19 protein-coding genes are annotated in these 21,326 nt (G+C 67.6%); 11 read left to right on the forward strand and 8 right to left on the reverse strand.

Annotated features, from left to right (window positions below; all coding sequences use genetic code 11):
• The first annotated feature begins 285 nt into the window (after nt 1-285).
• The 3 genes from VN378_RS01760 (at nt 286) to VN378_RS01770 (ending at nt 2,957) form a co-directional block, all read left to right on the forward strand.
• Entirely contained in the window at nt 286-462 is a 177-nt protein-coding gene (locus tag VN378_RS01760; RefSeq protein ID WP_325740393.1) for a hypothetical protein, read from the forward strand.
• A gap of 233 nt (nt 463-695) precedes the next feature.
• A complete protein-coding gene (locus VN378_RS01765) occupies nt 696-833 on the forward strand; it encodes a hypothetical protein (RefSeq protein WP_325740395.1) in 138 nt (45 codons plus the stop codon).
• Between the two features lie 135 nt (nt 834-968).
• Nucleotides 969-2,957 carry a hypothetical protein gene (locus VN378_RS01770; RefSeq protein WP_325740397.1) on the forward strand — a complete coding sequence of 663 codons (1,989 nt, stop codon included), beginning with the start codon at nt 969-971 and terminating at the stop codon, nt 2,955-2,957.
• An 824-nt stretch (nt 2,958-3,781) separates the two neighbouring features.
• Here the strand turns inward: VN378_RS01770 and VN378_RS01775 are convergent.
• The 3 genes from VN378_RS01775 to VN378_RS01785 all read right to left on the reverse strand — a co-directional run bounded on the left by VN378_RS01775 (nt 3,782) and on the right by VN378_RS01785 (nt 5,130).
• On the reverse strand, nt 3,782-4,465 hold the full coding sequence (locus VN378_RS01775) for a phytanoyl-CoA dioxygenase family protein (protein WP_325740398.1): 684 nt from the start codon (nt 4,463-4,465) through the stop codon (nt 3,782-3,784).
• 114 nt (nt 4,466-4,579) lie between these two features.
• Entirely contained in the window at nt 4,580-4,795 is a 216-nt protein-coding gene (locus VN378_RS01780) for a helix-turn-helix transcriptional regulator (RefSeq protein ID WP_325740399.1), read from the reverse strand.
• Between the two features lie 128 nt (nt 4,796-4,923).
• Nucleotides 4,924-5,130, reverse strand: coding sequence for a helix-turn-helix transcriptional regulator (locus tag VN378_RS01785; RefSeq protein ID WP_325740401.1), 207 nt, complete (start codon nt 5,128-5,130; stop codon nt 4,924-4,926).
• A gap of 125 nt (nt 5,131-5,255) precedes the next feature.
• Between VN378_RS01785 and VN378_RS01790 the strand changes: the two genes are divergently transcribed.
• The 4 genes from VN378_RS01790 to VN378_RS01805 are packed head-to-tail and all read left to right on the forward strand — an operon-like array spanning nt 5,256 to nt 12,262.
• A complete protein-coding gene (locus tag VN378_RS01790; RefSeq protein ID WP_325740402.1) occupies nt 5,256-5,759 on the forward strand; it encodes an RNA polymerase sigma factor in 504 nt (167 codons plus the stop codon).
• Nucleotides 5,760-5,773: 14 nt separating this feature from the next.
• Nucleotides 5,774-6,781: a FecR family protein gene (locus VN378_RS01795; protein ID WP_325740404.1), complete on the forward strand. Its 1,008-nt coding sequence runs from the start codon at nt 5,774-5,776 to the stop codon at nt 6,779-6,781.
• 45 nt (nt 6,782-6,826) lie between these two features.
• The gene (locus tag VN378_RS01800; protein ID WP_325740406.1) at nt 6,827-9,763 is read left to right on the forward strand and encodes a TonB-dependent receptor; all 2,937 of its coding nucleotides are present in this window, start codon (nt 6,827-6,829) and stop codon (nt 9,761-9,763) included.
• Nucleotides 9,764-9,772: 9 nt separating this feature from the next.
• Nucleotides 9,773-12,262: an alpha/beta hydrolase family protein gene (locus tag VN378_RS01805; protein WP_325740408.1), complete on the forward strand. Its 2,490-nt coding sequence runs from the start codon at nt 9,773-9,775 to the stop codon at nt 12,260-12,262.
• Here the strand turns inward: VN378_RS01805 and VN378_RS01810 are convergent.
• From VN378_RS01810 to VN378_RS01830, 5 genes are all read right to left on the reverse strand, one after another.
• Nucleotides 12,195-13,946 carry an asparagine synthase C-terminal domain-containing protein gene (locus VN378_RS01810; protein ID WP_325740410.1) on the reverse strand — a complete coding sequence of 584 codons (1,752 nt, stop codon included), beginning with the start codon at nt 13,944-13,946 and terminating at the stop codon, nt 12,195-12,197. The genes VN378_RS01805 and VN378_RS01810 overlap by 68 nt on opposite strands.
• Before the next feature lie 2 nt (nt 13,947-13,948).
• Entirely contained in the window at nt 13,949-14,599 is a 651-nt protein-coding gene (locus VN378_RS01815; protein WP_325740412.1) for a lasso peptide biosynthesis B2 protein, read from the reverse strand.
• Nucleotides 14,600-15,030: 431 nt separating this feature from the next.
• Nucleotides 15,031-15,921 carry a nucleotidyl transferase AbiEii/AbiGii toxin family protein gene (locus tag VN378_RS01820; RefSeq protein ID WP_325740414.1) on the reverse strand — a complete coding sequence of 297 codons (891 nt, stop codon included), beginning with the start codon at nt 15,919-15,921 and terminating at the stop codon, nt 15,031-15,033.
• Nucleotides 15,914-16,474: a type IV toxin-antitoxin system AbiEi family antitoxin domain-containing protein gene (locus VN378_RS01825; RefSeq protein ID WP_325740416.1), complete on the reverse strand. Its 561-nt coding sequence runs from the start codon at nt 16,472-16,474 to the stop codon at nt 15,914-15,916. The genes VN378_RS01820 and VN378_RS01825 overlap by 8 nt, the downstream gene beginning before the upstream one ends.
• 224 nt (nt 16,475-16,698) lie before the next feature.
• Nucleotides 16,699-17,103: a helix-turn-helix transcriptional regulator gene (locus VN378_RS01830; RefSeq protein WP_325740418.1), complete on the reverse strand. Its 405-nt coding sequence runs from the start codon at nt 17,101-17,103 to the stop codon at nt 16,699-16,701.
• A gap of 312 nt (nt 17,104-17,415) precedes the next feature.
• Here VN378_RS01830 and VN378_RS01835 point away from each other — a divergent pair, with 312 nt between their 5' ends.
• Genes VN378_RS01835 through trbB form a run of 4 tightly spaced genes read left to right on the forward strand, consistent with a single transcriptional unit; the run spans nt 17,416 to nt 21,310 of the window.
• Complete coding sequence (locus VN378_RS01835; protein ID WP_325740420.1) at nt 17,416-18,045, forward strand: hypothetical protein; 630 nt, start codon at nt 17,416-17,418, stop codon at nt 18,043-18,045.
• Nucleotide 18,046: 1 nt separating this feature from the next.
• The gene (locus VN378_RS01840; RefSeq protein ID WP_325740422.1) at nt 18,047-19,927 is read left to right on the forward strand and encodes a type IV secretory system conjugative DNA transfer family protein; all 1,881 of its coding nucleotides are present in this window, start codon (nt 18,047-18,049) and stop codon (nt 19,925-19,927) included.
• Entirely contained in the window at nt 19,914-20,354 is a 441-nt protein-coding gene (locus tag VN378_RS01845) for a hypothetical protein (RefSeq protein WP_325740424.1), read from the forward strand. Before VN378_RS01840 ends, VN378_RS01845 begins: the two co-directional genes overlap by 14 nt.
• The gene (gene trbB, locus VN378_RS01850) at nt 20,354-21,310 is read left to right on the forward strand and encodes a P-type conjugative transfer ATPase TrbB (RefSeq protein WP_325740426.1); all 957 of its coding nucleotides are present in this window, start codon (nt 20,354-20,356) and stop codon (nt 21,308-21,310) included. The genes VN378_RS01845 and trbB overlap by 1 nt, the downstream gene beginning before the upstream one ends.
• Nucleotides 21,311-21,326: the final 16 nt, after the last annotated feature.

Genomic DNA, 21,326 nt, shown 5'->3' on the forward strand with positions numbered 1-21,326 from the left:
TCGGGACCCGCCTTCGCGGAAGGCATTATGGCCAGCGGTCATGCGTACCGCACCAACAGGTCGAACACATGGCCGCACCGACCAGCTCAACAGAACGCCAGATCACCCTTGCCAACGGAGAGCCGTCCACACATGGCGCTAGCCGGCCGTCATGATGATTCTTATCAAGGTCGGAAGACCCAATCGCAGGGGCGGGTGACCTCTGTGAGTTGCTTACCGCATCTCTTAGATTTATGTATAACATTGATAGGCGGACATCTTGGGGTCGCGATCGTGGAGAGTTTCATGGGCCAGAAGGACTATGAAAAAGGGCAGCGCGACGGCTCAGCGGGCAGGTACAAGAAGCCCTTTGGCTTGCTGGATGAACTGATTGGCACCGGCGACTATGCTCGCGATAGCGCCCGTCGAAACGGCGACTATGACAAGGGTTATTCAAACGGGAAACGTAATTCGAAGAAGTGAAGGGGGATGCTGCGATGGCGACGAAACATGTCAACTCAGACAAAGGGCCCAGTTTCCAGTCCTCCAAAGGGCGGCGAGACGGAGACGCGCCCAAGGCCTCCGGCAGCTCTTCGTCTTCTGGAGGGCGGGAGCGGAATGTCGGCCACAAAGGTGGTGAAGAACATTCTCGAAACCCAAAGGGCAACCGCGGTTAGCCCGGGAGATCTTCCGGCAGAGCGGCTAGGAGTTCGGCCATGGAAATGCAGATCGAGCGTTCCGAAAAGAAGGGCTTTCTCGGACGGCAGCGGCATGTAAGCACGGTGTCAGTGGTGTTCACCGATAGCCGCTGCGCCGCGTGCACGAACTTCAGCGCGCTGCGTCGCCGGTGTTAGCGTTCAGGGCATCCCCGACCAACACTGACCACTAAGAGTAGCAGCGTTCATTGACTCACGCTCTCTGAAGGCTATCGTTGACGAAACGCTAAGGTCGCGGGCGACTACAGCGTATCGCTCTTGGCGGGGGCTTCGATGGCGGCGAACTTCATCGGCGCAAACGTTCTCGAGAGTTCAACGCTCAGCGCGATCAGAGGGCTTTCCGGCGAGGCGGAGGCCGCTCCGATACCGCCGGGACTACTCGATCGTTTTGCCGCTTTGCGCGATCGCTTGGCGGCAGAGGATTTCGCGGCGGCGCGCGCTGTAGTCGCAGAATTACGCGCCACTGTAGGCGACGATCATCAGGTACTGCTCGAACTCGGCAGGGCTTCGCTCATCGCCGAAAGCCCCCGTGACGCCGTTCAAGATCTCGAACGCGCCAAGCGGATAAACCGAGAGGATGCGGAAGTTTGGTTCTTGCTCGGTCTCGCCAAGCTGGATCTCGGTGAAGACGCGGCTGCAAAGGAAGCGTTGCTTGAGGCCGAGCGGTTGCTACCGCACGCTCATGAAGTGGCCACGGTGCTGGCAGCGATCGATGGGCGCTCCGAAACTGCGTGGCCGGTGGGGCTGAGGCGGCTGATCGAAATTCATCACGCCCATCCAGAATATCTTCCCGCAAGAGACCTTCTGGCTGATCTCTATTTGTCGAGGGCGCTCAACGGTTGGACGGAAGTTGAGGCGGACGGCGGGGGTATGTTGGTCAGCACCGCGACCAAGCTGCTGCGACTGGCTTCTGGGACGAACATCGAACCGGGGCTGTATGCGACAGAGGCGAAGCACGTGAAGACGGCTGCTGACAGTCTTCAGCGGTTGCAGGCATTTCAGATCACGGACCGAGAAATCGCGGGGCGCATCGTTGATCTCGCTGATCTCGTCAAAGCGTCAGGCGCGCGCCGGCTACATGCGACTTGGGGCGAGATCGGGATCGGCGTGCTGCTCTTGTTCGGCTTCTTTGTTGCTTTGGGAGAAAACTTCTTCTTGGCGCTGTTTGCGCTGGCGTCTGGCGCAGGCATGCTGGTCGGCAGCTTCGAACCGCAGTATCGAGCGAACAAGATCAATCTGATGCGTCGCGGCAAGACCGTCGGCGACGCGGTCATCGGTCTCGCTCAGAAAAATCAGTACACCGCGATCGCCTACAACGTGATGCTCATGGGCACCTACCCATTCATGGCGGCTTACAAGGTCTATATGAACTGGGGGCAGGGGTGGCTCGCGAAGTCCGACTTCGAGGCGTTTGACGCTTCGACCCCGACTGTCCTGGCGACTGACTCTGCGTCCGATGAGTTCGAGACAAGCGGGGACATAAGCACACCGCTGCAACCGATCGGCACGCCTGTCTCATCGCCACCGGAACCGGCCGTTCAACCGTTCTCGACCTCCAGCGCCCCGACTCTCATGCACGAAGCCCCCACTTCCCCGGTGCTCACTCTCGCTTCTTCACCGTCGACAGCCTCCCCCGCTCACACACCTATCCCAAGTCTACGCCCCGTCGGCGCCGCCCCCCCGCGCCCACCCTTCAGGCCGCCTAATCTGGCCAAATTTCGCGACAAGCTGCCGGTCGAGCTGCTCAAGTCGCCGAAGGTGATGATGGGGATCGCCGGGGCCCTGGTGGTCGGGGTGGCGGTCTATGTTCTGTTGGTAGTCAAGCCGTTTGCGGTGAGTGGTTCAGCGCAGAAAACTGAAGCCAGTGCGCTTTCGGCAGGCGCTGGCGCTCCCGCGTACGTCGACGCTCAACCGGTCTTCGCCGAGATTCCAACTCGTATTTCGGGGAGGCCTGAGGTCGTTGATACGTCGCGCTTGACGCTGAATGGCGAGACGATCGTCATTAATGGCGTGATTGGCGAGAGCGGGGTTTTTGCGAGGCAGATGTCTAGCTTCATTCAGGAGCAAGGCGGCGTTGTGACGTGCGAAGCGCTTGGTAGCGGTTTGCATCGTTGCTGGACGGGTGAGGAAGAAGATCAGGGGTTTGATCTTGCGGCAGCCGTCATCTCGAACGGCGGGGGGAGGGCAGGTCCGAACGCGCCGGCTGAGTATGTATCGATGCAGGCGACGGCGCAGTCACAACGGAGAGGGATCTGGCAATGAAGATAGGGTCAGGAACGCGCGTAGCCAAACGGCTCGCACTGATGCTCTCCGTCGCAGCTACCGTACTAGCCGCAGCCTGTTCGACGACAACGACACCCGCAGATCGCCAGATCGCCACTCAACGCCTCAACTATGTCTGGGGGGCGGAGAACCAGCTAACCAGAGGCGAGCTCAAAAATCGAACCGTCGATGGTACGCCCGCGCAGGTCCATCGCGCGGCCCGCCAGACGATGATCAGGATCGGCCTAGTGATCGATGAAATGCAGTCTCAGCCGCCCAACGTAGTCGGCGGTAACGTGTTCGCCAACGGTGGGTGGTCTTGGAATGAAGCAGTGCGGCTCTCCGAGGAACCGCGCATGCGCAGTGTGTTTGTCCAAGCGATCGGGCCCGCTGGCGCCAATCTCACACTGACGCCGACCGACGAGGTGATGACCGCTTCGGTGGTAGTCGGTTCGACGAGCGCGAATGCGACGGAAGTAAGCGTCGACTTCGCGACAGCGTCACCCGGTGTCGACTGCCGCGTCACAGCCTGTACAGCCCAAATCCCACCTATGGCCCTGCGCTCCGCCTATTATGCGTTTTGGCAGGCGTTCGACGAGGAACTTGGGGATGTCGTTGAAGAGGATCGTGCGGAGGCGGCCGCCCGTCGCCAGCGCTCGCAGCGCGCCCGTCCGCGCCCCGCGCGCCCAACTCGACCGCCCAGCGATTGGACCCCGCCCCCTAGCGGCTGGACCCCACCGCCCAGGCGTGGGAACTGAGACAAAGTCTAGCGTGTGACGCCGGAGCCAATGCCGCTGAGAGGGAGTGTCCGAACCTGGCGCCTGTCAGACGCCAAGCCACTGCAGTCCGCCGGGAAGATCACCGACGGCATAGTCCACCTGTAAAACTCGGCGATGTCTCGCCGCGGACGCCCTGTCGGACGCGTGCAAGATCGGTGTGGCATAGGTCCAGACGTCTCCCGATTCAGCCAGACACATGGTGACGCCACACTTGCTCACCACCTGTGGAACATCAGCCTCGGGGATCCGGCCAAAGCGGTGCGAGCCCGGCGCGATGAGTAATGGAGCGTTTGTCTGAGGCACAGGGTCGAGGTGGACGCGCAGCGTGAGCATGCCGGCTAGCAGTTCGAATGGAGGCTCGACATGCAGCACGCCCTGCTTGCGCGTCCAAGGCCCGAAGCCTTCGACTTCCTTTCGCTCACGCACCGCAACCACGCGGTCTTGATGCCAAGCCAATGACCAATTCGCGGACGCTGTCTTGTCGAGGAGGATCGCCCGCACCGGCCGCGCCATCTCACCTAGACTCCGCGCGGCGAGGGAGCCGATCGGGCCGTTGGTCGCGAGGAAACTCAGCAGCCCTTCAACGCCGAAAAGCCTGACGCCGGCGACGTCGCGCGCCTGGCCAGCGAGTACCTGTTCCAAAGCAGCCAGTGTCGAGCTGTCGAGTGCCTTTGGTGCTAGCTCAGCACCGTCTCGACCGAGTTCAAGTTGGGCGATCGGCGCAGGCATGCTGCTGCTTACTGCCAAGCGGCGGCGTGCTCAACGAAGGTCAGCTTTCAGGCGTGATCCCGATGTCCGGAAATGGCGCGCAGCGGACGGTCAGAAACTCAATCGGGTTCGTTCCTAGATCGTTCTCGGCGATAAGAGAGCTAATGGATCTGCTTCCAACGCCTTGGCGATCCGTTCGACGACTTTCAGCGTCGGATTACGCCGACCCCGCTCAAGTTCACCTACGTAGCTGTACGAGAGGCCGACATCGTGGGCAAAGGCCTCCAAGGTGATTCCTCTGACCTTCCGGCATTCACGCACGTTCTGTCCAAAAACCGTCGCGAGCCCCATCGGGCTAACACAACAAGCTCAGCAATTTGAGCCAGCTACTATAGTAACCATTCACGACTGGCGTGAATGAAGATCGAGATGGAGATCCAGCCTGCGCAGTGTGCATCCGCCGGCTTTGCCGCCGGTGTTTACCGCTGCAGAAGCGAATGCGGCTCGACCGCCAAACTGTCAGCGAGCCCTTCGATCACGGCCAAAGTCGGATTTCGCAGCCCTCGTTCGATCTCACCGAGGTAGCTGTAGGATAGCCCGGCGTCCTGCGCCAAAGCCTCGATCGTCATGCGTCGCCCCAGCCGAATCCGGCGAACGTTTTGACCAAATGTAGCCCGCAACTCCATCGCCACAGGCGCACGGAATTGGTCGAACAGGACCAGTCACTATAGTAACCATTCACTTCGTCGGGTAGCCTGGTGAGCAGCCAATGGGAGTGACTCTCCGGCACGGTAGTCAGACGGAGGCATGCATGTCTTACGGATCCGATCACATGCTGGATCATCGACGACTGACTGTGTCGGCGATCTACGACCGTTACGCTGCTTGGCTAAGGGCAAAGCTGGTAAGGCTATACGGGACCCAGGATGCGGAGGATCTGTTCCAGGAAACCTGGCTTCGGCTCGCGCCCTACCAGGCCGTTGGCGAGATCCGGCATCCGCAAGCGCTTCTGATGCGCATCGCCTCGAACCTGGCGGCCGATCGGTTTGCGCGGCGGGCTCGTCGGTCGCGGCATGCCGCCGATGCCAGCCAGTCTCATGGCTGTGGATTGGAAATGCCTCACCAGGCGGCCGAGGTGCTGGCGAAACAACTCGTGCTCGGATTGCCAGAGCCCCTTCGCGATGTCTTTGTGCTATCCCGGTTCGGCGGTCTGACGAACAGCCAGATCGGCGAACAGCTCGGGATCAGTCCCAAAACCGTTGAGTGGCGCATGACCAAGGCCCTGGCTCACTGCGCAGCCCAGCTTCGGCGCTAGAGATGGGGCGCACCATGACCAGCCCGAAGGTCCGGGTTGAAGCCGCGGAGACCGAGGCGGCCGCTTGGCACGCCCGTCTGGGCGTCCGCAACGTCAGCACCGCGACGATCGAGGAATTCTTCGCCTGGCGCGCGTCGCCGGCGAACGCCGAGGCCTACCGGCGGGTGGAGAAGGTCTGGGCCGACACCGGTTCGCTGGCCGACGATCCGGCGATCACGGCGGCGCTCGACGCGGCGATGTCGCGCAGGGCCGGCCGGGACCGGCCTGTCCGACTGCCGCGCACCCTGCTGGGCCTGGCCGCGGTCGGCGCGGCGGCGGCGCTGGCGATCGGAAGCTGGACGTGGATGCAGAGCCGGACCGTGTTCGCGACCGACGTGGGCGAGCAGCGGCTGGTCCAGCTCGCCGATGGATCGTCGGTGCGGCTGGACACGGCGTCGCGCATCCGGGTGCGTTTCGAGGGAGACCGTCGCCTCGTGGACCTGGAGCGCGGCCAGGCGCTCTTTACCGTCGCGCATGACCGGAGCCGGCCGTTCGTGGTCCAGGCCGGCGACGCGCGGGTGACGGCCGTGGGCACGGTGTTCGACGTGCGGCGGAACGGGACGGCGGTGAGCGTGATCCTGGTGTCCGGAGCGGTCGATGTGGCGCCGGGCGAGGGGAGGGCGGCGCAGCGGATGGCGGCCGGCCAGCACGCCCGGGTCACGCCCGGGGGGGTCGCGACCCGGATCGCCGACGTTCCGGCCGAAACCGGCTGGACGGACGGCCGGATCGTCTTCCGGGATACGCCGCTGCGCGAGGCCGTGGCGGAGGTGAACCGGTATCTGACGGCGAAGATCGAACTGGATGCGGCGGCGCTGGAGGCCGTGCCGGTCAACGGGGTGTTCCGAACGGGGGACCGGGACGCCTTCGTCTCGACAGCCTCGCGGGTGTTCGAACTGGAAGCCTCTCCGGGTCCGGACGGAACCGTGCGGCTGTCGGCGCGAAAAAATAATCGGGAAACCTCTCCGGGGTTACCCGGGGTCTGAACCGTCTCTTCTCTGACGCCGCGTGGCGTTGAGGGGAGCCTAGATATGAGTCGTTTCAGCCTTCTGTCCGGCAGTGCGCTGGCGGCCTGCGTTCTCGCCGTGAGCACGACGGCCTGCGCCCAGACCGCGCGCGAGTTCGACATTCCGCCGGGGTCGCTGCGAGATGGTCTGAACCTCTTCGCGACCCAGTCGGACCAGCAGATCCTTTTCTCCGGCGACCTGGTCGCCGGCCTGCGGACCGAAGGCCTGCGCGGGCGGTTCGCGCCGTCGGCGGCGCTGGACCGGTTGCTGGCGGGATCGGGCCTGGCGTGGTCCGAAACCCGGCCCGGCGTCATCTTCCTGCGCCGCGTCGGCGCCGGGGAGGTCGCGGAGACCGTGACCCAGCTGGACGAGGTGGTGGTCACGGGCACGCTCCTCAAATCCTCGGGCGACCTGGCCTCGCCGGTGATCACGCTGGATCGCGACGCCCTGGACCGGCGCGGGTTCGCGACCGTCGCCGAGGCCCTGACGGACCTGCCCCAGAACTATGCCGGGTCCGCGACGCCGGTGGTTCAACTGGCGGGGTCTGACCGGGGCGGCTCGAACTCGGTCTATGCGACGGGGGTGAATCTTCGCGGTCTCGGGCCGGCGTCGACGCTGGTCCTGGTCAATGGCCGCCGGCTGGCGGGCACGGGCTTTCGCGGCGAGTTCGGCGACGTGTCGGCGCTGCCTTCGGCGGCGGTGGAGCGGGTGGACGTGCTCCTGGACGGGGCGTCCGCCCTCTATGGCGCAGACGCCGTCGCCGGCGTGGTCAATGTGATCATGCGCCGGTCGTTCGAGGGGCAGGAGAGCCGTGTGCGGGTCGCCGCCGCGGAAGGCGGCGCCGAGGACGTCATGGCCTCGCATCTGGCGGGCCGGACGTGGTCCTCCGGCGCCGGCTATCTGTCTTACGAATACCAGACCACCCACGCGCTGAGTTCGCGCGACCGGCCTTATACCGCCGACGGCGACCTGCGTCCCTTCGGGGGAACCGATCACCGGGGCCTGTTCAGCTCGCCCGGCAATATTCTCGCCTTCGACCCGGCGGCGGGGGCCTTCGTGGCCCGATACGCCATCCGCCCGAACGCCACCGGCACGGCGCAGACGCCCGCGGATTTTGTCGCGGGAAGCGCCAATCTTCAGTCCTCCATGCTGGGTGCGGACCTCGTCCCGGCCCTCGAGCGACACAGCGTTTACGGCCGCCTGCGGCAATCCTTCGGCGATCGGTTCGAGGCCGCCGCCGACCTGCGGTACAGCCGGCGGACCCATGAGGTCGCCGGCGTCGCGAACTCGGGCGTCTTCACGGTGACGCAGGCCAACCCCCATTTCGTCTCGCCCACGGGCGCCGCGTCGCACACGATCGGCTATTCCTTCCTTGGCGATCTCGGGCCCACCCGTCAGGAGGGACGGTCTGAAAGCGTCGGCGCCACGATCGGGGGCAGCTACGCCTTCGACGCCGGTTGGTCGCTCGACGGCTATCTGGCGTTCGCGCAGGAACGCGGTCTGGCGGGCGTCTACAACCGGGTGAACAGCCGCCTGCTGAACGAAGCGCTTGGAACGATCGCGGATGATCCCACGACGTCGTTCCGGGCCAGCGTGGACGGCTACGCCAACCTCTTCGGAGACGGAGGCGCGAACTCGCGCGCCGTTCTCGATTTCATCAGCAGCGGGTATTCCGAGGCCCGGGACCGGAGCCGCGCGTCGTCGGTCAACCTTCTGGCCCAGGGCCCGCTGCTGACCTTGCCGGCGGGCGACTTGCAGTTCGCCATCGGCGCCCAGGTCCGCAGGGAGACGTTCGACACCGAGGTGACAGCGTTCCTGTCGACCGCCGCCCCCAGGTTCAGCCCCAGTCCCCAGCGCGAAAGGTCCATCAGCGCCGTTTTCGCCGAAGCGCGCATCCCCTTGATCGGACCGGACAACGCCCGGCCGGGCATCCGCGGTCTCGAGGTGTCCCTGGCAGGCCGCTACGAGGAGTATGACGACTTCGGTTCGACGGCGAATCCGAAGATCGGGGTGGTCTGGTCGCCTGTCGACGACCTCGGCGTTCGCGTCTCATGGGGAACCTCGTTCCGGGCAGCCTCCCTGCCGCAAATCCATGATGCAGCCGGCGCCTTCGGGACCTTCCTGAAGCGGGCCGACGGAAGCGATGCGCTGGCGCTCTTTCTGGTCGGCGGGAACGCCGACCTGACGCCGGAGACGGCCGAGACTCTCGCGCTCGGGTTCGACTACCGTCCCCGGGGCAGGCTCAACCTCAGCCTCAACTATTTCGACACCCGGTTCACCGACCGGATCGCGCAGCCCGTGGCGGAGAACCTGCTAGGCGTGCTCAGCGATGCGGCCCTGGCGCCCTTCGTGACCGTGGTGAACCCGGGCACGAGCGCCGAGGATCGGGCGCTGGTTGAAAGCTATTCGGACCTGCCGGGGTTTTCTCCCTTCTTTCCGATCGAGTCCTATCGCGCCGTCGTCGATGCGCGCTGGGTCAACACCGGCGACGTCAGGGTCAGAGGCCTCGACCTCTCCGGGACCTACCCGCTGCATCTGGGTGAAAATCTCGTCACCTTCGACGCTTCGGCCTCCTACATACTGGACTATGAAACCCGGCCCACGCCGGCGGCGGCTGTCCAGCAGGTCGCGGGACTGATCGGATACCCCGTGCGTCTTCGCGCCCGGGCCGGCGCCGAATGGTCCCGGGGAGCCTTCGGCCTCGGCCTGCACGCGAACCACGTGGACGACTACGAGGACCGGGTCGGAAACAGGATCGCGAGCTGGACCACCGTCGACGGCCAGGTGAGCTGGACGCCATCGTCGGCCCGGCTCGACGGCCTGCGCCTGAGCCTGACCATCCAGAATCTGTTCGACGAGGATCCGCCGTTCTACGACGCCCCCACCGGATACGGATTTGATCCGGGGCAGGGCGGGCTGCTCGGCCGCGTCGTCGCGCTTCAGCTCACCCGGCGCTGGTGAGGGCGAGCCATGATCAGGTTTCTGTACCGCCTTGTCCTGGCGGTTCTGGCGCTCGCGTGGGGCGCGTCGTCCGCCTTCGCCCAGTCCCGCCCGATTCAGGTCGACGATATCGTGGCGCTGGAGGGGTTCGGCCGGGCCTCCATCGCGCCGGACGGCGCCTGGGCCGTCTATGAGAAGCGGGGCGCCTATGACACCACCCCCAGGTTCGATTTCGGCGGGCGGTCCACCTGGGCGATCACGGACCTCTGGCTTGTCGATCTGGAGAGACCCGCCGCTCCGCCGCAGCGCCTGCTGACGCACGAACCCGTGGGCCTGTTGCGGGGGGCGTGGTCGCCGTCCGGGACGCGCATGCTGGTCTACAGCTTTCACGACGCCCGCCTGCAGATCGGGATTGTCACCCTCGCCGACCGCTCCGTCTGGTGGACCGGCCTGACGCCCGAGCTGCCCCTGACGGGCGCGGCGGCGGAATGGATCTCCGATGACGAGGTCGCGCTGACCGTCCGGCCGGACGGCAGCCTGCCGGCCGTCCTGCGCTACTACGGCGGGAGCCAGATCCGCGCCACCCAGGCCTGGGCGCGCACCGCTCTCGGCCAGGAGCCGTCCCGCACGGTCGTGGAGGCCCGGGACGGCGTCGCCACGACCGAGGTCGCCCCTGCGTCCCAGGCCCTGATCGCCCTCGATGTCCGGACCGGGCGGAGCCGGACGTTGGGCGAGGGCCGGATCGTGGATTTTTCGGTATCCCCCGATGCGCGCGAGGTCGCCGTCATCCTGGGTGGGGAGCCGATGGCCGTCCGGCCGGGCTCGATCGTTCAGGCGGAGAGCCCGACCCGCCAGCGGCTCGCCATCGTCAATCTGGCCGACGGCGCGGTCGCACGGCCGATGGACGCGCTTGACGTCGCGCCTCACCTCCTGCGTTGGGCGGGAGATTCCAGCGGTCTTCTGCTTTGGGCCCGGCCGGACGGAGCGGACTGGGCCGATGGCGGGCTGATGCGGGTCGATCGGGAGGGCGCGGCCGCGCTGCCGCTCGACGGTCTGACGCCCGGCGGAGGCGCCGACATTCTGAGAGGCGTCCGGGCGGATTGGCTGGGCGCGAGGCCGGTCGTCCATGCGCGCCCCAGGGACGGCGATCGCTTCGACTGGTATGCGCTGGCGACCGGGGAACCGCCGGTCCCGCTGACCGGCGCCCTGGCGTCCGTTCCCTCTCGCATCGCCGCCGTGACCCCGGATGCGCTGCATCTGTTCGCGGACGGCGGCGTCTGGGCCGTGGACTCGACCGGCCTCCGCCGCCAGGGCCGATCCGACCTGTCCGTGCGGGAAGTGGAGATCAGCGATATCGAGAAGCCGTTCCGTCTCAAGGTCAATGACGCGCCGCGCCAGGACTGGGTCTCCGCGCTGGGACCGGATGGAGAGAGCCTCGTGCTGGGGCCCCCCGGCATGACGCGGCGGATTGGACCCGGCGAAAGCGCGGAAACCCGTGTCGTCGCCACTTCGTCAGAGGCGGCGTTGGTTCTGGAGCGCGCCGGGCTCGTGGAAACCCTGCGCCTCAGAACGCCCCACGGCGTTTACGACCTCGACCGCGTGAACGCGCACCTGACCGACGTCGCCCTGACAAGGCCCGTCCCCGTCGATCATCCGGACGCGTTCGGCCGCACCACCCGCAGCTGGCTTTTCCTGCCTCCGGGGAATGGGACCGAACCGACGAGGGGGCTGGTGGTCCAGGTCTATCCGGGGTCCGTCGATACAGGCGCCTGGTCCGGTCCGCAGACGCTGACCTACGGACTTCGCGCGGTGGTCATGGCGGGAGCCGGCTATGCCGTGCTGACCCCGTCGATCCCGATAGACGAGCCGGGAACAACGGCTATCGACTTCTATGTCCGGAGCGTGGATGCGGCGGTCGATGCGGCGCTGGCGGCCTATCCCCGGCTGTCGCGCGATCGCATCGCCGTTCAGGGCCACAGTTTCGGAGGGTATGTGGCCCTGGCCATCGCCACCCGGTCGTCCCGCTACCGGTCCTATGTCGCGTCCTCCGGGATGTCCGACTGGTTCGGCGAATGGGGGGAGTTCATCCCCGCGACCCGGCTCATGCCCGAAGACGGCTTCATGATGATGAACCAGCAAGGCTATGTGGAGGTCGGACAAGGGGCGCTTGCGGCGCGGCCCTGGGAGAACCCGCAGGCCTATCTCGACCACAGTCCCTATCTGGCGGCGGACCGGATCACCGCGCCGGTCCTGCTGATCACGGCGGACCGGGACTTCATCCCGATGTCCCAGTCCGAACGGATGTTCAGCGCGCTCTACCGACAAGGCGGAACGTCGCGGCTTGTGACCTATTGGGGCGAGCACCATCATCTTCTCAGCCCCGCCAACCTGCGGGATCTCTATAGCCAGGTGTTCGACTGGCTGGACCGAACCTTGCCGCCGCCCGGGGCTGTCAGGCCGGAGGAGGCAGGCGTCGCTCCCATGCCCGGACCCAGCCCTCGAACGCCGCAGCCACGATGATCGTGGAATAGGAGCCGCGCCAGATCAGGCTCTCGCGCGTCAGCAAACGATCCGCGGCGTCGCGGTCGAGAACGCCGAGCGCCGCCAGCCGCCCATCCAGCAGCCAGGGCCTCAGGACCGCAAGATTGTCCAGGATCATTCTGGCGTAGATCCGCGTCATGTCGCCTTTCGAGCGGCGCTCCAGGATCGCGGTCGGCAGGCGTTCCCGGAAGGCGTACCGGGCCAGTCCCCGGTCGCGACCGCCATGAGTCAGCAACGGCGTGGGGATGGCGAGACAGGCCTCGATGACGGGCTGGGCGCACATCGGGTGCCGCACGTCCACGGTCTCGGTCAACATCGACGGCCCGTGCCGCGACACGCTGTCCAGGACTCCGGCGATCTGGAGCGTCTTGGCCGGTCCGAACGCCTGGCAGCCGGCGAGCCAGGGGTGAGACACGGGCGGATGGCGCGATACAAGGAAGCCCTCGTCCCGGACCGGAAGGCGATTGTCCGCGCGCCCATGACGTCGGGCGGCGCCGACCATGGACCAGACGGAGGTTTCGTTTTCCGCGGCGAGGCGCGGAACGTCGCGGGCCAGAAGGGCCCGCCACCCGCGGGCCAGCCACAGATCCGTGAAGACGTCCGTCGTGGACCGCTGCAGAAGAATCGAATCCCCGCCCTTGCCCGTCATCAGGGCGGTGACGCCGGCGTCGCGGAGCCTGGCGGCCCAGTCCATGTCGTGAGGCCGGTCGAGGGCGTTGACGCCGGGACGGAGACCCTGGGACGCCCGTTCCAGCCAGGCTTCCGTCATCGCGCCGGTGGCGTGCGGCACGCACGTCGGGACGATCGCCAGGGCCTCCGCCAGCGCGGCGACGTACGAGCGCTCGTCGCTTTCCGGGGTTGCGCCATAGGCGCTGAGCCAGAGGCCGACGGCGACATCGGAACGGTGGGTCAGACTGGAGGCGACCAGGCTGGAATCGAGCCCGCCCGACACCTCCGCAGCGACCGGCGTGGACACACCCGCCAGGCCCGTGACCGCTTCGTCTATGGCTGAACGAACCGAGGCGGCCGCGTCTTCAAGAGAGGGAGGGCGACCCAGGCTGCGAAGCGCGATGTCGGCGGGTCGCCAGATGGACCGGGCGGGGCTGTCCAGCGGAAGCGGCTGCACCGTGCCCGGATCGATGGCGACGGGGCCGTCCAGAAGCAGGGGGCCCGATGACATGAAGGGGTCCAGCAGAGCTTGCGAGAGCCTTTCGACATTGATGCGCCACGGCGGCCGGAGCTTGTGAACGAGCCATTCGGGCGCGTCCGACCCCACGAACGTCAGGCCTTGATGTGACCAGGCGATGCACTCCAGCGCGCCCGACGGGTCGCGGAGGATCGACGACAGTCGGGATTTGGCGCCGAACCGGACCCCGACATAACGACCCCAAAACCGGGCGACGAGCTTGCGCTCGTAGTCGTCGGGATCGTCAGGCCCGCCGGGAAGAACCGGGCGCCGCCGGTTGAACACGTCGCCGACCAGGATCCATGGTCCGACCGCGAGCGTTCCGGGCGCCTGAGGCCCTTTCACCCCCAGCCATGCCTGCCGGTGGAGGTTCGAAACGACCATCCCCATGCTCCTGGCGAGCCTGGCGAGCTCAGCCGAAAGGGCGTCTGCGTGGGGGTCGTCCGCCTCGCGGACCACGATCAGATAGTCGCCCATGTTCAGACCACCATTATGGGCGTGTATCGATTCACCCGATCGAGGGTGTCGGCGATGACGAGGTCGCCGATTTGCAGCCAGCAGTGAGCGGCGAAGGGCCAGGTCCGCACGCCGAAGACCCAGTCCGGGTGAATGCCCCGGCGCGCCAGAACGCGTCTGATCTGGAAGGCCCGCTGCAGGCATTCGCCTTCGAAAGGGATCCAGGGCAGCGCCGCCTGAACAGCCGTGACAGACTCGATCAGGGTCCTGACGTCATGGAGGCCATGAGGGGCAGGGGAGGAGGCCGCGGGACAGGCCTGGACCAGCTGGCGAAGCGACTTGCCGCGAAATGAGATCGTCGCGGCGGCGAGTGAAAATCCGGCCCTGAGAAGCGTCCGTTTGGAGGGCGTTGAGGTCGTCGCCAATTGCCGGCGAACGGGCTCTGGCGTTCTTCGTGGGGGTTGGGGACGCTCTCCGACGGCGACGCCGGCCCCCAACAGCAGGTTCGCGGCGCACTCGTCGGGCACGGTGACCGAGCCGCCCTCGCCGACAGCCATCCAGTCGGCTCCGTCGAGCAGGCAGTGATACTGGTCGGCGTTCACGTCCAGTACGACGACGTCCTCGCCGACCGGCGCCAGGAACACCCCCGCCGCGCACCAGACCTCCACCGTCATCGATCTATCCAGGACGCGCGTCGCGGACGGCCGTCGTTGACGACCGTCCGCTTCCGCTCAGGCCGGCGTGCGGCTGTCGAAGACGTTGATCTCCATGTACTGGCCGCCGGCCAGGTCACGGGTCAGGGCCTTGGCGCCGCCGATGGTGACGAGGCGGAGTTTGGGGGTGGGGGTCATCTTGGTCTCCCTGGGTTGATCGCCACGGATGTGGCGCCAGGGAGTGAGCGCGCGGGTTGATCGGCTGAAAAGCTATATCTGGAGTATATTCAGCGCCATCGGCGCACCGCCTTGCCGCCGCCCCGGTCTCGCGGCGTCGACCGGTCTCCAGCCCGTTCGCTTCGGGATCGAGTCGGGAAACAGGGTCTCCGGCCCGTCGAACGCCGCCGTGAGGACGCAGCCCGACCTCCGGAGGCGTGATGTCGAAGGTGAGCCTATGGGCTGCCGTGGAGCGCATGGCTGAGGCGAGAAGCGGCCAGGGCGTGCGGCATCAGGAAGGCGGCCAGGGCGTCAACGACGCCGTCGAGGTCGCCCGGGTCTTCGGCGAGGTTCTCGACGAACGCCCGCCACTGCGCCCGCTTTTCCGGATCGCCGGAGAAGGCCGGCGTCAGGGCGTCGGGCGGCTCTGTCGGCAACGCCGTGCCCCGCCGGGCGAAGGTGGCGGCCATGGCCCGCGCCAGGCGATCATCGTCGAAAGCGAACAGGCGGCTCAGGACCCAGACGTCGTAGAAGTCCTTGAGACGGGTGTTGGCCCGACCCAGGTCGACCATGGCCTGAAACTTCTCGGCGATGACCGTCTCCCGGGCATAGGTCCGCAGGCGCGCCGTCGGAAAATCGAGCAACGCGGGATAGTCAATCTCCTCGATCCCTGGCTCGGTGGCGTCGCCGAAGCCGATGTCGATCGTGACCTTGATCCTGGCGCGGTCGACGGTCGCCGTGGTTTGCAGGCGAAGGCCGCCGTAGGCCGCTTCCTCACGGATGCGATTCACCCGGAGCCCATCAACGTCGAAGACGACCCCATCATCATCGACGGGGATCGCCAGAACTTCGCGGAAGACCTGGAGCATGCCTTCGGGGCTCGGCTCGCCGAAGCCGAGGAAGTCGATGTCCCGCGTGCCCCGAAGCGGGATCTCAAGCCAGGTCATCAACAGCATGGCTCCCTTCAGAACGAACCGGTCGCCGTGCTCCGCGCTGGACAGGCGATAGAGCAGCCGTTCCAGGGCGTAGCGGACCAGCAGGGTCTCGAACGGTTGACCCGTGGTCCGGGACAGGTTCTGAAGGCGCGCCCGAACCGAGGCGCCCATATTGCGAACGGGGTCAGCCATTGGCGGTCAGGGCCGTGAGGTAAGGCCGCACGATGGAGCCGACCCTTCCGCGGCCGGCCGCGTCCAGGATGTCCGACGGGCTGGCCTTGCGTTGACGGAGCGCCTCCTGAAGGCCCTCCAGGGCGACGGCCAGCCCGACGGACCGTCGGTGGCGGAAGCTGTCTGCGATGGTCTTGGCGACGCTGAAGATGCGGACCTCGACGCCTTCGACTGTGACGGTCTCGACGCCGTCCCGCAGCAGATGGTCCGCGAACCGTACGATCCGCAGCGGCGGGACGGACGCGCTCGGCGACCAGTCCTTGTGGCCGATGGCCATCCAGACCTTCGAGGGCAGTTGGTCCGTCAGGCCATGATAGGCGAGCGCCGACACAAGACAGATCACGCCGTTGGGGACCCGCAGGGCGGCCTCGGCCAGACTGTGTTCGGTCGTGTAGCCTGCGTCGGGGGCCTGGTAGAGACCGCGCCCCAGTTTCACGACTTCGCCGGCGTCTTGCATGCGACGCATCGTTGCGGCCGTGACGCCAGCCGCCCTGAGGTCGGCCAGACGCATCATGCCCCGCCTGGCGAGCGTCTTGCGGGCAAGGTCGCGATTGCTGGGCGCTGTGGTCACAACGTTCAAAACCTCGGAGGTTAGGTTCTAATATCCGAGGTTTTGTATCACTCCGCCCAGGAAAGGCCAACCCCGCACCTTACCCCCCTCCCTCCCCCCAAGGGCGCAAGGAGTCAGCGCGCGGTCGCGGACCAGCCGCAAAGCGATATCCGGAGTATATGGAAGGGTCAGCGGCCGGGTTTAGGCCGGGTCGCGAGCAGCTCCGCCGCGCCGGATTCCAGCCAGGCCTTCGCCTGGCCACTCGTCTCGTCGCCGTCCAGCAGCGTGTCGAACATGCCGGTGACCGCGGCGATCAGGGTCCGGGCGTCCAGGTCCAGCAGCCGATCCTGAATCGTCCGGTCGAACCGCTGGACGGCGACGGTGAGGATCGTCCCCATCTTGTTGTCGGCGCAGCGCCGGGCCAGTTCGGGCGATCCGATCACGACAGCCAGGATCAGGGCGTAGGGGTCGCTGTTGGTGGCCGCCGCGAACCGGTGGATATGGTCCAGGTTCAGACGCGTGGCGCCCGACTCGAAGCGCTCGTAGGTTCTGAGCGCCATGTTCATGGCGCGGGCGACCTCGGTGGTGGCCATCCCCCGGTGTTTTCGCACCGCCTTCACCGCGGCGGAAAGCAACTCTCCGTCGCGCGGCGGTTCGGGCGGGACTCCACGCATCGGCGTACAACCTCTCAAAATCGAATGGTGCGACCTGGCGCCTGACTGAGCAACGTTCATCCTTTCGTTTCCGTACACAACCGGGGCGGGCCGCCACAAAGCGGCGGAAGGTCCGACAGCCCACGGCGGATCGCACGACGTTATCTGGCGAGTCCGGCAGGCCGGCGCGCAACTCAGTGGCGAGCGGGCCGACCCCGCCCCATAGTCGCCGTCCCCGTGTCGGAGACGACCGTGACCCGAAAGCGCGATCCCTTCACCCAGGCCCTGGACAGCATCCGGCAACGGTCGGAAGCCGGCGCCTATGCGCCGGGCGCGCCGGTCGTGATCATCGAGGAGGCGCGGCGTCTGCGGCTCTCGACGACGCCGGTGCGCGAGGCGCTCGCCTGGCTGTGCGGCGAGGGTCTGATCGAACGGGGCCCGTCCGGCGGCTTTCTGGCGCCCAGGGTCGACGCGGCCGTCGTCAGGGACCGGTTCGCCTTCCGACTCCAGTGTCTGACCACAAGCCTCGACATGGCGGCCGCCCTGCACGACCGCGGCGAACCTCTTCCCTCGTCCGCCCCGGCGGACCGTCGACTGGCCGAGCACCTGGATCGGCTGGTGCGCGGCGCGGGCAATCCGGTGCTGGCGCAAGCCTTCGAGCGCGTCGGCCGGCAACTGCTGCCGCTGGACAAGGCCGAGGGCCGTCTCTTTCACGACCGAGACGCCGAGGCGAGCGGGATCCTGCATCTGCACGACGCAGGGTCGGCGCCGGCCCTGCGCCTGGCGCTCGTCGCCTACCATCAGCGCCGCATGGACGCGGCGCCGCTGCTGGTCCTCGACCTCGCCGCCGAACGCGGCGAGGACCCCGACGAGGAGGCCTGAGGTGACCGTCAGGCTCGCCCTGTTCGGCCTGGGGGTCCTGCTCGGGCTGCAGGCCGCCACCCAGCTGTTCGCCTGGACCTATCACTGGGCCGAGGCGCTGGGGCCCGCGCTGCGCGTTCATCGCGACCTGGCGCTCTATCCGCCCTGGTCGATCCTTCTCTGGCGCGCGGAATTCGGGGCCGAGGCCCAGGCGGCGGTGTCACGCAGTGTGCCGGTGATCCTGCTCGGCGCCGCGTGCGGCCTCGGCCTCGGCGCGCTTGCGGGCGGCGAGAGCGCGGGACGGCGGGTTCGGGGCTGGGGCGGACTGCCCGAGGCCCGGCGCGCGGGCTTGCTGGACCCGGAGGGCGCGGTTCTCGGCGTGTTCAGGGGACGGTTGCTGGCGACGGCGGATCTTCGGCCCACGCTCGTGACCGGCGGCACCCGCAGCGGGAAGGGCCGCGGCCATGTGATCCCGACCCTGCTGTCCTGGCCTCAGAGCGTCCTGGTGCACGACCCCAAGCGCGAGCTCTGGCGGATCACGGCCGGCTGGCGGTCCCGCTTCTCGCACGCGCTCTATCTCGATCCCCGGGATCCGGCGTCGGCGCGCTGGAACCCGCTGGCGGAAATCCAGCCCGGGCCCGGCGAACTGGCGCAGGTGCAGCGGCTCGTGGCCATCCTGTCCGATCCGGGCGGGGCGCGGGACGACGAGGCGATCTGGGACAAGGCGGCCTCCGAAATCCTCGAGGCGGTGATCCTGCACGTCCTCTACACCGCCCCGGATCGCGACAAGACCCTGCTCAAGGTGCGCGACCTGCTCGCCGACCTCGACGACGCGGCCGATGTGATGGTGAAGACCCTGCACCGGCCGGGACCGGGGGGCGAGCCGCAGACCCACCCGTTCGTCCGGACGGCGGTCAAGGGCTATGCGGCGATGCACGACCGGTTCCGGACCTCGGTCCAGGGCACGGCGCGCTCCTACCTGAAATGGCTGGCCGGCGAGGACGTCGAGCGCGTGCTGTCCGCCTCCGATTTCGCCATGGGCGACCTGATGTGCGCCGAGGCGCCGGTGTCGCTTTATGTCCAGGTCGCGCCGGCCGACGCGGCGGCCCTGAGGCCGCTGGTCCGCCTTCTGTTCTACGCCGCCGCCCAGGTGCTGAGCGCCGAGGCGGCGCGCGACGCGACGGGACGGCCTAAACGGCACAGGCTGCTGATGGTCATGGACGAGTTTCCGCTCCTGGGGCGGCTGGCCTTCTTCGAGAAGTCGCTGCGGCTGATGAGCGGCTACGGGGTCAAGGCGATGTTCGTCGCCCAGTCGCTGAACGACATCGTCGAGACCTACGGACCTCACAACACCATCCTCGACAACTGCGCCGTCTATACCGCCTTCTCGGCGCTGGACCCCCTGACGCAGGAAAAGGTGTCGAAGCTGACGGGCTCGGTGGCGGAGCGGCGCATCAGCCGCAGTTCGCCCGCCGGCCTGGCCGGCGGGCGTTCGTCCGTCTCCCGGACCGAGGTCGAGCGCCCGCTGCTGGAGCCCGGCGAAATCCGCGCCCTGCCGGACGATCGTCAGCTCGTCTTCGTGGCCGGCCATCGTCCGCTGCGCGCGCACAAGCTTCAGTACGACCGGCGCGCGCCATTCCGCGGGCGGGCGGCGGCGCCCGCCCCGGATCAGGCCGGCCACATGGACACGCCGGGCCGCCGTCCGCATCCCTGGGCCGGCCGGCGCGCCCTCGGCGAGGACCCGCAGGCGAGCCTGCCCCTGTTCAAGGAGGTGGCCGCCGCCATGGACGACAAGAAGGCGGCCGCGCGGGCGGCGGACATCTACGGGCGGGTGGCGCAGGAGATGGCGGCCCAGCAGGCCGCTCTCGATCAATTACAAGGATTGGGCGATGGCCAGGACTAACCCCCGGACCAGCCGGGTGCAGGTCTATCTCAACGACCCGAAGATCGTCTCGGGCCTCAACCGGGAAGCGCGTGCGGGACGGATGCCGCTGAGCCAGGCAGCCGGGCGGGCGATCGCCCGGGGCCTGCAGAAGAGCCCCCAGGCCGATCCCGAGGACCGGCTGCTGCACCTGGAGCGATCGTTGCGCGACCACATGCGGTCGACGGCGCGCGACATGCAGATCGTCCAGGAACTGCTGATCGAGGTGGCGCGGGCCTTCTTCCTGCGGCTGCCGGACGCCGTGGTCGATCAGGACCCCACGGTGCAGGCGGCCGTGGACCGGCGCATCGAGCGGCTGCTCGACGCCACCGCGGCGCGGATCGTCGCGGGGCGCGGCGCCCCCGGGACGGTCGCCGGCGAACCCCGCTCGTTCGATCCCCCCGCCTGATGGCGGCCCATCCGATCGTCGCGGAGCGCAAGCTGGAGGCGCTGCGCCACGCCCTCGGCGCGACAGTGCTCGCCGCCCTTGAGGAGCCGGCCGTGGTGGAGATCCTCGCCAACCCGGACGGCCGACTGGTGCTCGACCGCAGCGGGGAGGGGCGCCGGGATGCGGGCGAGACCCTGTCGCCCGAGGCGCGCGAGCGCGCCATCAAGCTGGTCGCCGACTACGTCGGCGAGGTCGTGACGCGGGACGACCCGCGCCTGTCGGGCGTCCTGCCGAGGACGGGCGAGCGGTTCCAGGGTCTGCTGCCGCCGGTCGTGGCCGCGCCGGCCTTCTCGATCCGCAAGCGGCCCGCCGTCATCTGGCGCCTGTCCGACTATGTGCGCGACCAGATGATGACCCAGGCCCAGGCCGACGCGCTCGGGCAGGCGGCGGCCGAGCGGCGCAACATCCTCATTTCCGGCGGAACGGGGTCCGGAAAGACGACCCTGGCCAACGCCGTCCTGGCCGAGCCCGCCTTCGCCGGGGACCGGGTTTTCCTGATCGAGGATACGCCGGAACTGCAATGTTCCGCCTGGGACGTCGTCGCGGTTCTGACCCGGCGCGCGCCCGTGGCCATCGACGTGGTCGATCTCGTGCGCGACGCGCTGCGCATGCGTCCCGACCGCATTGTGGTGGGGGAGATGCGCGACGGCCCCGCCGCGCTCGAAACCCTGAAGAGCTGGAATACCGGGCACCCCGGAGGGCTGTCGACCATCCACGCCAACTCGGCCGACGATGTGCTGCGCCGGCTCGAGGATCTGATGACGGAAGTGGTCGTCCGGGCGCCGCGCCGGGCGATCGCCCAGGCCGTCGACCGGATCGTCCACATCCGGCGCACCCCGGAGGGTCGGCGGGTGGAGGCGGTGTTGTCCGTCGACGGCCTGGACGGCGACGCGTATCGCATCACCCCCCTCGCCTGAGACGACGGTTGGCCTG

Source organism: Brevundimonas sp. (assembly GCF_035561115.1).
Classification (GTDB): Bacteria; Pseudomonadota; Alphaproteobacteria; order Caulobacterales; family Caulobacteraceae; genus Brevundimonas.

Coding starts and splice junctions, on each gene's coding strand:
- VN378_RS01760 (WP_325740393.1), top strand. CDS start 286: ATGGGCCAGAAGGACTATGAAAAAGGGCAGCGCGACGGCTCAGCGGGC.
- VN378_RS01765 (WP_325740395.1), top strand. CDS start 696: ATGGAAATGCAGATCGAGCGTTCCGAAAAGAAGGGCTTTCTCGGACGG.
- VN378_RS01770 (WP_325740397.1), top strand. CDS start 969: ATGGCGGCGAACTTCATCGGCGCAAACGTTCTCGAGAGTTCAACGCTC.
- VN378_RS01775 (WP_325740398.1), bottom strand. CDS start 4,465: ATGCCTGCGCCGATCGCCCAACTTGAACTCGGTCGAGACGGTGCTGAG.
- VN378_RS01780 (WP_325740399.1), bottom strand. CDS start 4,795: ATGGGGCTCGCGACGGTTTTTGGACAGAACGTGCGTGAATGCCGGAAG.
- VN378_RS01785 (WP_325740401.1), bottom strand. CDS start 5,130: ATGGAGTTGCGGGCTACATTTGGTCAAAACGTTCGCCGGATTCGGCTG.
- VN378_RS01790 (WP_325740402.1), top strand. CDS start 5,256: ATGTCTTACGGATCCGATCACATGCTGGATCATCGACGACTGACTGTG.
- VN378_RS01795 (WP_325740404.1), top strand. CDS start 5,774: ATGACCAGCCCGAAGGTCCGGGTTGAAGCCGCGGAGACCGAGGCGGCC.
- VN378_RS01800 (WP_325740406.1), top strand. CDS start 6,827: ATGAGTCGTTTCAGCCTTCTGTCCGGCAGTGCGCTGGCGGCCTGCGTT.
- VN378_RS01805 (WP_325740408.1), top strand. CDS start 9,773: ATGATCAGGTTTCTGTACCGCCTTGTCCTGGCGGTTCTGGCGCTCGCG.
- VN378_RS01810 (WP_325740410.1), bottom strand. CDS start 13,946: ATGGGCGACTATCTGATCGTGGTCCGCGAGGCGGACGACCCCCACGCA.
- VN378_RS01815 (WP_325740412.1), bottom strand. CDS start 14,599: ATGACGGTGGAGGTCTGGTGCGCGGCGGGGGTGTTCCTGGCGCCGGTC.
- VN378_RS01820 (WP_325740414.1), bottom strand. CDS start 15,921: ATGGCTGACCCCGTTCGCAATATGGGCGCCTCGGTTCGGGCGCGCCTT.
- VN378_RS01825 (WP_325740416.1), bottom strand. CDS start 16,474: ATGATGCGTCTGGCCGACCTCAGGGCGGCTGGCGTCACGGCCGCAACG.
- VN378_RS01830 (WP_325740418.1), bottom strand. CDS start 17,103: ATGGCCACCACCGAGGTCGCCCGCGCCATGAACATGGCGCTCAGAACC.
- VN378_RS01845 (WP_325740424.1), top strand. CDS start 19,914: ATGGCCAGGACTAACCCCCGGACCAGCCGGGTGCAGGTCTATCTCAAC.
- trbB (WP_325740426.1), top strand. CDS start 20,354: ATGGCGGCCCATCCGATCGTCGCGGAGCGCAAGCTGGAGGCGCTGCGC.